This is a genomic window from uncultured Paraglaciecola sp., from assembly GCF_913058035.1.
Taxonomy (GTDB): domain Bacteria; phylum Pseudomonadota; class Gammaproteobacteria; order Enterobacterales; family Alteromonadaceae; genus Paraglaciecola.
The window spans coordinates 19463-30324 of the sequence record NZ_CAJXPA010000045.1 but is presented as its reverse complement, the minus strand read 5'-3'; the positions used below and the strand labels follow the sequence as shown (position 1 = coordinate 30324).

The following is a 10862-nucleotide window of genomic DNA, read 5'->3' as shown; positions in this document are numbered from 1 at the left end:
ATGAACAACTTATTAATAATAAAGAAGCCACTCTTAAAGCTCTTTTAGATTTTTGTGATATTGAATGGGATCAAGCATGCTTAGATGAAACGAAGGTATTCCACCCCGTTAAAACATTAAGTAATGTTCAGGTTCGAAAGACGATGCACAAAACTCTCATCAACCCAAGTCAAAATTATTTACAGTATTTGCAATTTTTCTTAGCTGATGAGCTTTAATATTATTGATATCAAAGCTCATGCAATAGAGTTTGTTAATTAATTATTAATTTCATATAAATGTATTGAGAAATATTGACTAAACTTAATGGGGGTTAATTAAGTCATGTTATTTTAATGAGTTCTATCAAGAAGACTCTGGTTATTTTTTTTGCTAGGATAAACATCATCTTTATTAACTTTATTCAATAGTTTCATTCCTTTTCATATCGCCAATTGGCATTAATTGGCAACGCCTCACCTCTAATATTCATCTAGAATTAACATCTTAATTACAATAAACAAACACTTATTAAACGTTTGCTTAACGCCATAGGTCAGTAAATGAAAGATAGAAACCATTTAGCTAATATTGGGCTCATCCATCAGGTAAATATCATTGAAAATGGCCTAATTGATATCCCCATGTTGCAAGTCTTACAAACAGACGGCACATTGCACCCAGAAGCTGAGCTACCGGACATTTCCCAGCAAGATTCCCTCAAAATTTTACAAACGATGCAATACATCCGGGTATTAGATGAAAGGATGGTAGCCGCACAACGCCAGGGTAGAATAAGTTTTTATCTAGCCTGTACCGGTGAAGAAGCCTCAACGGTAGCCAGTGCAGCGGCACTAAAACCGCAAGATATGATCATGTCGCAGTATCGTGAGCAAGGGGCATTGGCCTATCGAGGTTTTTCAAGTAAAGAATTTATGGATCAAATGTTCAGCAATCAAAATGAGCTTAATAAAGGTAGGCAAATGCCTATCCATTATGGTTCTAAATCACTTAATTTTATGACTATTTCTTCGCCATTAGGTACCCAAATACCTCAGGCTAGTGGTTATGCCTACGGGCAGAAGATGGCAGGTCTTGAAGCTGTGACCATTTGTTATTTTGGCGAAGGAGCAGCATCTGAAGGAGACTTTCATGCTGGTCTCAACATGGCTGCAGTTCTGGATTGTCCTGTTATTTTCTTCTGTCGAAATAACGGTTATGCCATTTCAACACCTTCAGAAGAACAATTTGCTGGGGATGGTATTGCATCAAGAGGCATAGGTTATGGAGTTAGAACAATTAGAGTGGATGGCAACGATGTATTAGCTGTTTATGCAGCGACTCAAGAAGCAAGAAAAATTGCGCTAGAGCATAATTGTCCAGTCTTAATAGAAGCGATGACATACAGACTCGCAGCGCACTCTACCTCAGACGACCCGACAGGTTATCGCTCAAAAGATGAAGAAGAGCGCTGGCGTCTAAAAGATCCCGTGCTTAGATTCAAAACATGGATGTACTCAAAACAGTGGCTAGACGAAAAACAAAACCTAGCTTTTATAGAAGAAGTCAGAAAAGAAGTTTTACAAGCACTTAAACTTGCTGAACAAGTACCAATATGTCCGATAGAACAAATCATTGAAGATGTCTATGACACTCCACCCTGGCACCTAAAAGCACAATTAGCTGAGCTAAAAACACATATTGATATGTATCCAGAAGCATATCCCAAAACATCAGGAAGGTTATAACATGGCAACTATGAATATGCTGCAGGCTGTAAATAATGCGCTTATCACCGCTATGAATGATGACGAGAAAGTCATGGTGTTTGGAGAGGATGTAGGGCATTTTGGTGGGGTATTTAGAGCGACTAGTAATTTGCAGCAAAAGTTTGGTAAAGGCAGATGTTTTAATACACCTTTAACAGAACAAGGCATTATTGGCTTCGCCACGGGTCTTGCTTCTCAAGGCTCAGTACCTGTTGCTGAAATCCAGTTTGCCGACTATATTTTTCCCGCTTTTGATCAAATTGTGAATGAGACTGCAAAGTTTCGTTATCGTTCTGGTGGACAATTTTCATGCGGTACATTGACTATTCGCACACCTTACGGCGGTGGTATAGCCGGTGGGTTGTATCATTCTCAGTCACCTGAAGCATTTTTCGCCCATATACCAGGTATGAAGGTGGTTATCCCACGCAATCCTTATCAAGCGAAAGGCTTACTGTTAGCGTCAATTCGTGACGACAATCCTATTTTATTTATGGAGCCAAAACGTTTATATCGTGCTTCAGTGAGTGAAGTACCTGAAGATGATTATGAGTTACCTCTTGGTCAAGCAGATATTGTTAGTAAAGGAACTGACATCACTTTATTAGCTTGGGGTGCGCAAGTTGAAATTATAGAAAAAGCTGCGTCAATGGCAGAAGACCAAGGGATCTCTTGTGAAGTAATAGATTTACAGAGTATTTTACCATGGGACATTGAGACGGTATGCAGCTCTGTTGAGAAAACAGGAAGGTTATTGATCAATCACGAAGCACCGCTAACTGCTGGTTTTGCCAGCGAGATAGCTGCTAGCGTTCAAGAGAAATGTTTTCTATATCTTGAGTCACCTATTTGCCGGGTTTGTGGCTTAGATACACCTTATCCGTTAGCGCATGAAAAAGAATATATGCCAGACCATCTAAAAACTTTCGAAGCAATAAAACGCACTGTGAATTTTTAACATTGATTTTTTAGCCCTATTTTTAGCTCGATTTTAAGGAGCAAACTATGCAAGATTTTATTTTACCTGATATTGGCGAAGGCATTGTTGAATGCGAAGTGGTCAAGTGGTTAGTCGCTGAAGGCCAAAATATACTAGAAGACCAACCTGTAGTTGAGGTCATGACTGATAAAGCATTAGTTGAAATCCCCTCTAAGTACAGCGGTGTCGTGACTAAATTTTATTATGCAGAAGGTAATATTGCGAAAGTGCATTCACCTTTATTTGCCATGCAGATTATTGAAGATGATACGTTGCGAGAGGTATCATCAGCGGTCACCCCAGAAATCAAAGATATTGAACTTAAGTCATCAAATAACATAACAACAACTAGTCAAATCAGTGCTAATGTTAGCAAAGAAAATACAGGTAAAGCCCTAGCAAGCCCCGCGGTAAGAAGGCTAGCTAGAGAACTTGACGTTGATTTATCACACATTACTGGTAGTGGTGACAAAGGTCGTGTTTTAAAAGACGACCTAATCGATGTTTCATTACCAGAAGTCCAGCCTGCTATTTTAACACCAACAACACAATCCACTCAAGTTAGTCAAATAACAACAGGCGGTGAACATGTGGAGCCTATTCGTGGCATACAAGCGGCCATGGCAAAGCATATGATGCACTCAGTTTTTACGGTGCCACATTTTAGTGTAAGTGAAGAAATACAACTGGATAAATTAATTGAAGCTAGGTCTCAGCTCAAAGATGTATTTGAGAAAGAAGGGGTGAAACTTAGCTTTATGCCCTTTTTTATCAAAGCTATGTCCTTAGCTTTACAACAATTCCCTATTATTAACAGCCAAGTAAATGATAGTTGTACAGAAGTTACTTATTTTGATGATCACAATATTGGTATCGCAGTGGACTCTAAAATAGGGTTAGTTGTGCCAAATATTAAAGGTGTTCAGCATCTTTCTTTGTTTGAAATAGCCCAAAAGGTTAATGAGTTAATCAGTCTTGCTCGTGAAGGTAAGTTGAAAAGTGCTGACTTAAAAGGCGGCACTATCAGCATTTCAAATATAGGTGTGTTGGGAGGAACAGTATCTACACCTGTTATTAATGCCCCTGAGTCGGCGATTGTGGCAATGGGTAAAATTCAACGTTTGCCTCGATTTGATGAAAATGATCAAGTGAAAGCAGTCAACATCATGCAAGTTAGTTGGTCTGGTGATCATCGAATTATTGATGGGGCAACGATGGTCAGGTTTAATAATTTATGGAAAAAATATTTAGAAAATCCGTTGTATATGTTGGCTAAAAATAAATAGTTTTCTAGCATTCTCTTATTTTGACTCAATTAAAATATGAGGTTGGGAAAACACCCCAAATGTTACATGTACAAATATACTAAGGTTTGTTTTGGATAATAATTTTTCTTAGTTACCTCTACTGGTTTTATTTTATAGCTTTAAAGCAACTTATGAGATTAATTATTTGTATCCTGAGATCATTTTTACGTCAAGTTTTGATGATCTTGGGTGCAATTTCATTCAATTTATGGGAGTCTTTTATTTATAAAAATCAATGAGTTTAGTCAATATGTTAAGCCCCAAAATTGTTCCGAATAATCGACTAATAGCCTACGTAATTCCTGGCATAAAAAAAGATGTTATGCAGAGTATCAGACCCTGTAAAATAACCCGTGATTGGATGGATAATACTCCCGCCCGCTATGCCTACCGATGTATACCCCTTACTGCTGCCAATAGCATGGGGTGGGAAATATTAAATCCAGTTGATGCTGAAATTTCTTGGACAGGGCAGGAGAATGGTGATCAATTGAATATCAAAACCGCTCATCAAGACCCATTTGGTCCTAAACCGCACTTTGGTTCTGGCACAGTGACTTGGTATATTCCTTTTTTATTTCGAACACCACCTGATTACGGTTTGCTTATAAGTGGGCCTGCGAATCAAGATAAAAACTTTGCGGTGCCTTTAGATGCTTTTATTCGCAGCGATTGGTTACCCTTTCCATTCACTATGAACTGGCGTATGACAGAACCTAATAAAACCGTTAAATTTAAAGCAGGTGAACCTATATGTCGTATCATGCCTTACCCACTTGCTTTACTTGATGACATGCAGCTTGAAATTCATGATATGCACGAAGATCCCAATTTTATGCAAGAAGTTAAACAGTGGGATAAACAACGTGCTGGAAATTACCAAAGTCAACGAAAAGCAGAACAGCAATGGGCAGATGAGGGTCGCAAACCTGAATTAAAAGAATTATGGGACTCTAATTATGCGAAAGGACAAGCTGCGACGCCTCCAAAATCCAAACATCAAAATTTATTTAAATGTTCCGCCCCAATTGATAAAAGGGTTAAATAGGGAATCTTTATTGTTATTTACGATGTTTATTATATTGCTTCGTAACAAAGGGTGAGCTAACCATAAATCTAATTTTGCTTTAGTATTAAATCCGACGCAGTGTATATTCAAATAAGTTAAGGAACTGAATTTTGTTAAGTTATCGTCACAGTTTTCATGCAGGTAATCATGGTGATGTTTTAAAACACATTTGTCAGATGCTGATCATCGAAAAACTGAAAAGTAAAGATAAAGGTTTTTGTTATTTTGACACCCATAGTGGGGCGGGGGTTTATCAGCTAAATTCAAAAGAATCACTTAAAACTAATGAGTTTAAGCAAGGTATTGAATGTCTTATCGGACACTCATTTCAAAACGAAGCGATCAATAACTATTTGTCTTTGGTGAATGCCTATAAAGAATTTAATCAATACCCTGGTTCGCCAGAAATCGCTAAATCTACATTACGTCCTCAGGACAAACTGTTTTTGATGGAGTGGCATAATCAAGAAATACAGAATTTAAAAAGTAATATTGGCGGCAAAAACATTGCTATTCATCATAGAGATGGATATGAGGGTTTGTTGGCATTAACGCCACCAGATATGCAGCGAGGTATGGTGCTTATTGACCCTTCCTATGAAGTGTCAAGTGAGTATCAAAAAGTTGTAGATACTGTAGTCACAACCTATAAAAAGTGGAATTCTGCAATTTATGTGATTTGGTATCCGTTAATAAGTGATAGAAAATCAGCGAGTGTTACGTTTGACAGCAGCATCAGTAAAAAAGGCAAAAGTGAAGCTATGATTGAAAGCTTAACTCAGCATAACTTTAAAAATTTACTTAAAATAGAGTTATGCGTAACCACTAATAATGATGCTGGTGGTATGTATGGCTCTGGAATGTTGATTATTAACGCCCCTTGGAAGTTGGATGTAAAAATTAAAGAAAGTTTACAAGAACTATCGCCATTGATGGCTCAAAGTGATGGCGCATCGTATTCAGTTGATTGGCTCATTGAGGAATAATGAAGGAAATTGAGTAGCGCTGCTATGATGACACCTGCGAATATCAAACACTTCTATATTCCCGATGAACAGTCCATTTATTTACTGTCTCACAAGGATGCTAAAAAGTTAAAAGATTGGTTTAAATTGTGTACCGAACAGCTTGAGTTGTTAGGTTATCAAGACATTGAGTTGATAGGAAAAGGCGCGTTTGGCTTTGTTTTTTCGGGTACTTTTGCCGACTCATTATTAGAAACAATAACCCCACAAAACAGCCCTGAAAAACCCACACACATCCAACAACAAGTGTTTAAGTTTTCACGAATAAATTTACCTCAACATGTTCAAGACAGATTAGAAGAAGAGGCATACATGTTGAGTTTGGTCGAACATCCTTATGTACCACGCCTGATCCAGTATCAACAGATCAATAAACAGTCTGTTTTGGTTATGGACAGAGCCAAAGGCGAAGATTTAGAAAAGATATCCTTAAAATATGGGCCACTATCGGTAAGCTTGATTATTAGTCTAGCGGTGCAACTAGCTGATATATTATTATATTTACGCGGTCATCAACAGCACGGACAAAATAAACCTATCGTTCATGGTGATATTAAACCTTCCAATATTGTATTTGATGAAATTAGCAAAAAAGTAGGACTGATAGACTGGGGGTCATCTGTTTTTGCCCAAATTGACCACAAAGGACAGTTTGTTGGTAGCAATATAATGGATTTGATGTCAAGCGACATGCAACAAACTAATGCACGTCTTGGCGATGTATATTTTATCGGTGAAGATCAGCTTAATGGTGGTTTATCTTCTGTGCGATTCGACGAACAAGGCCTAGCCAGCACTTTATATGCATTGGCATCAGGTCAATCAAGTCGTTTTGGGCATAATGTTATCGGTCCAAATTCACTTGGGTTACCACAAGAATTAGCCAAAACCTTAACCGCCATGATGAGTGACTCACTAGAACAGCGAGAACGGGGAGGGGATTATTTCATCAATAATATGCAATTTATGAAAAATTTGGTGCTAAATGAAGATATTCAGTATTCACATGTTTCATTAATACCGACCAGTGTCAGTCTTCACAACAAAGAAATTGATTCTGTTGTTTACAGTTCTCGTAAGTCATTTTTACGTATAGAGGCCTACCAAACAAAGCAAGAACTTAGGTGTATCGACGACGCTCAGTTTGAACGATATTATAAAAATTATATGCAAGGAATGGGTGATACCGAAAAAGCTTTTGTTGCAGCGGTCAGTCGCTTAGGAAAGTACCCTGTGGTGGGTGGCTTAGCAGTAAGGTGGGAAGACACTGGAGTATTTATTGACTCAAGTCTGAATCTACATAATACAAGGTTACAAACGTCATTCGAAGCATCAGTTAATAATGTTGTACATTTTGCCAGAGCAATTAACCGAAATGGTGTTTTTAAGTGTTGTATGTTTAATGCTCGCGATACGCTGCATATTGAACGAAATGATGAAAACAGTGTTTTTATTCCCAAAAAAAGCATGCAAATACCTTTCGAATTGAGTGCAGTATCACTCACCGAGCATGACAGCCGAATGCATTCTTATTTTGAAGATGGTGATGATCCAGATGAGTTGTTAACTCTGCCTCAACAGTTAATGGCTGTTATTAGGCAATTAAATAGTATCCACCATACTGGTTGTATTATTTTTGAGTCTTTACCCACTCACCTTAAAATACATAGCGATTACAAGCTAATCAATCACAGCATGGAATTAGAGTTTAAGAGTTTATTAAAAGATGTTATTGACCTTATCCCCACCATTGAAGGACTAGGGATATCAGGTTTCATGAAATTGCCGTTTAAAGATACGCGATTTTTTACCCATCAAGGTCAATTACCTGATAAGTTTTACCCCAAGGATCCTCATCAAAACATTTAGGGTAAGTTTAAATAGTGTATGAATGAAAAAAGAGAGCTTATGTCAGAAGTAAAACTAGTAGAGTTATTAACCTTAGATAAAATTGAAGAAGGTTTGTTTCGTGGTCAAAGTTGGGATTTAGGGTTTCGAGCGTTGTTCGGAGGTCAAGTCTTAGGTCAGGCTCTTGCCGCAGCTCAACTGACGTTACCCGAAGGTCGTGTTACACATTCATTCCATAGCTATTTTTTATTACCCGGAGATGCAAATAAACCAGTTGTTTTTGATGTGGAAAACGTTCGAGACGGTCGCAGTTTCTCAACCAGAAGAATAAAAGCTATTCAAAATGGAAGGAGCATTTTTTATATGACCGCATCCTTTCAATCGCCCGAAACAGGTCTAGAACATCAATATGCCGACATGCCCAATGTACCACCACCCGAAGATATAAAGTCTGACATAGATGTCTTCGGTAATAATCAAGATAAACCTGGACGCATGTGTGAAAGCATTGGCTATCACAAACCTATCGATATGCGCACCGTTGATTACGTTGATCCTGCTAAAGAAATAGTACAACAACCCAAACGCTATATATGGATGAGAGCACAAGAAATATTGTCTGGTAACGTCAATCTTAATCAAGTGATGTTGGCATATGCTTCTGATTATCATTTATTATCAACTGCACTTCACCCTCATGGAGTGTCTACTAGAGATAAAAATATTCGTATGGCAACGATTGATCATTCAATGTGGTTTCATCATCCTTTTGATTTTGACGAGTGGTTATTATATTGTGCTGAAAGCCCATTTTCCGGAGGAGCGAGAGGTTTAGTTAGAGGCCAATTTTTTAATCGTGATGGTAAGTTGGTTGCATCAACCATGCAAGAAGGGCTTTTGCGCAAAATAGGAGACAGCAAATGATTTATTCATTAGGAGATAACCATGTACATGTTGCTGAAGGAGTCTATATTGCGCCAGGTGCCCATGTAATTGGTAAAGTCGTATTGAAGCAAAACAGCAGTGTTTGGTTTAACACAGTCATAAGAGGTGACTGTGATGTCATCACTATTGGTGAAAACAGTAATGTTCAGGATGGTTCGGTATTACACACTGATGTTGGTGTGCCTTTAACTATTGGTAAGGGTGTCACCATAGGTCATAAAGTGATGTTGCATGGTTGTGAGGTAGGAGATTACAGCTTAATTGGGATCAATTCTGTGGTGTTAAACGGCGCAAAAATTGGAAAATATTGTGTAATAGGTGCAAACAGCTTAATTACTGAAAACATGCATATACCTGATGGCTCACTAGTGATGGGGTCGCCAGCAAAGATAATTAAGTCTATACCTGAGTTACAGCAAAAAACACTTGAAAAATCAGCTCAACATTATGTTGATAATGCTAAAAAATTCTCAACTCAGTTAAAGACATGTTGAAACTCAAGACAAAAAAAAGCCCAAAACTATTTCCAGTTTGGGCTTGGGGGAATGGCTCTTTGTTAGAGCCGTGCGCTAATCTGAACGAACATCTTGAATATTAATACTTTACTAGTTAACACTTTGTTTAATACAAAAAACCTTTAAATACGTGTGTATTTTTGTTGTTTATGCTCGCTATGTTTGTCTTGAAGCGAAGCGTTAATGCTGTGAAAATTGAAAATAAAGTTTAGCCTTAGTTTGGAATATATATGTCGCAATCATTTTCATCTTTTATACCTCCTTCACGCGTCCTCATGGGACCTGGTCCTTCAGATGTATACCCGCAAGTTCTTGAAGCGTTAGCTAGACCTACTATTGGACATTTAGATCCAAAGTTTGTTGACCTAATGGATGAGGTAAAACAACTATTACAATTCGTATTTCAAACGAACAACACCTTAACTATGCCTATATCAGCACCAGGTTCTGCAGGTATGGAATCTGTTTTTGTTAATTTAGTTGAGCCGGGTGATAAGGTTATTGTGTGCCAAAATGGTGTGTTTGGTGGGCGCATGCAAGAAAATGTTCTGCGCTGTGGTGGACAAGCAATTATGGTGCAAGATAAATGGGGTGAACCTACAGATTTGAACAAAGTTAGAGAAACACTGCAGGCTAACCTTGATGTTAAAGCTCTGGCATTTGTGCATGCTGAAACCTCAACAGGTGTGTTAAATGATGCTAAGGCATTGTGTCAATTGGCTAAAGAATTCGACTGTTTAACAATAGTTGATGCTGTAACGTCTTTGGGGGGGAGTGAATTAAAAGTAGATGAATGGCAAATTGATGCAATTTATTCAGGGACGCAAAAATGCCTGTCATGTGTTCCAGGATTATCACCTGTCTCTTTTAGTGATCGGGCTATCGAAGTCATTAAACAGCGCAAACATCGTGTGCAAAGTTGGTTTTTAGATATGGATTTGATCATGGGTTATTGGGGGCGAGGGGGAAAAGAGGGTAAAAGTAGTAAACGTGCTTACCATCATACTGCCCCTGTCAATAGTATTTATGCCTTGCACGAATCACTACTAATCTTGCACAAAGAAGGACTGCAAAATACTCATGCAAGGCACGACCGAAACCATCTGAGTCTAAAGTCTGGATTGGAAAAACTTGGTTTAGAGTTTGTTGTTCAAAAAAACTATCGTCTACCACAATTAAATATGGTGAGAATACCTGATGGTGTTAATGATGCAGAGGTTCGTGATCGGTTGTTAAATGAATTCAATTTAGAAATTGGCGCGGGCTTGGGCGAATTGGCCGGTAAAGTATGGCGAATTGGTTTGATGGGTTGCAGTTCAAGTCGAAAGAATGTTGATTACTGTGTTTCAAGTTTAGAAGCTGTACTCGACTAAATTTAGACATTTCTAAAAACTGACTCTATTGTCGACAGTTTGACCTTGTTATT

General features: G+C 38.1%; 9 protein-coding genes and 1 pseudogene. All 10 read left to right on the top strand.

The window, feature by feature from the left end; translation table 11 throughout:
* A pseudogene (locus QZ562_RS08145) lies at positions 1 to 218 on the top strand (hypothetical protein); the annotation flags it as partial.
* A 324-nt stretch (positions 219 to 542) separates the two neighbouring features.
* Positions 543 to 1727, top strand: coding sequence for a thiamine pyrophosphate-dependent dehydrogenase E1 component subunit alpha (locus QZ562_RS08140; protein ID WP_293759051.1), 1185 nt, complete (start codon positions 543 to 545; stop codon positions 1725 to 1727).
* A 1-nt stretch (position 1728) separates the two neighbouring features.
* Complete coding sequence (locus tag QZ562_RS08135; RefSeq protein WP_293759049.1) at positions 1729 to 2706, top strand: transketolase C-terminal domain-containing protein; 978 nt, start codon at positions 1729 to 1731, stop codon at positions 2704 to 2706.
* Positions 2707 to 2753: 47 nt separating this feature from the next.
* Positions 2754 to 4013, top strand: coding sequence for a 2-oxo acid dehydrogenase subunit E2 (locus QZ562_RS08130; RefSeq protein ID WP_293759047.1), 1260 nt, complete (start codon positions 2754 to 2756; stop codon positions 4011 to 4013).
* A 271-nt stretch (positions 4014 to 4284) separates the two neighbouring features.
* Positions 4285 to 5082 (top strand): DUF6065 family protein, encoded by a 798-nt coding sequence (locus tag QZ562_RS08125; RefSeq protein WP_293759045.1) that lies wholly within the window; start codon positions 4285 to 4287, stop codon positions 5080 to 5082.
* A gap of 131 nt (positions 5083 to 5213) precedes the next feature.
* Positions 5214 to 6089, top strand: coding sequence for a 23S rRNA (adenine(2030)-N(6))-methyltransferase RlmJ (gene rlmJ, locus QZ562_RS08120; protein WP_293759043.1), 876 nt, complete (start codon positions 5214 to 5216; stop codon positions 6087 to 6089).
* A 24-nt stretch (positions 6090 to 6113) separates the two neighbouring features.
* Entirely contained in the window at positions 6114 to 7997 is a 1884-nt protein-coding gene (locus QZ562_RS08115; RefSeq protein ID WP_293759053.1) for a protein kinase, read from the top strand.
* A 39-nt stretch (positions 7998 to 8036) separates the two neighbouring features.
* Positions 8037 to 8900, top strand: coding sequence for an acyl-CoA thioesterase domain-containing protein (locus QZ562_RS08110; RefSeq protein ID WP_293759041.1), 864 nt, complete (start codon positions 8037 to 8039; stop codon positions 8898 to 8900).
* Complete coding sequence (locus QZ562_RS08105; RefSeq protein ID WP_293759039.1) at positions 8897 to 9415, top strand: gamma carbonic anhydrase family protein; 519 nt, start codon at positions 8897 to 8899, stop codon at positions 9413 to 9415. Before QZ562_RS08110 ends, QZ562_RS08105 begins: the two co-directional genes overlap by 4 nt.
* Before the next feature lie 251 nt (positions 9416 to 9666).
* Positions 9667 to 10809 carry an alanine--glyoxylate aminotransferase family protein gene (locus QZ562_RS08100; protein WP_293759037.1) on the top strand — a complete coding sequence of 381 codons (1143 nt, stop codon included), beginning with the start codon at positions 9667 to 9669 and terminating at the stop codon, positions 10807 to 10809.
* Positions 10810 to 10862: the final 53 nt, after the last annotated feature.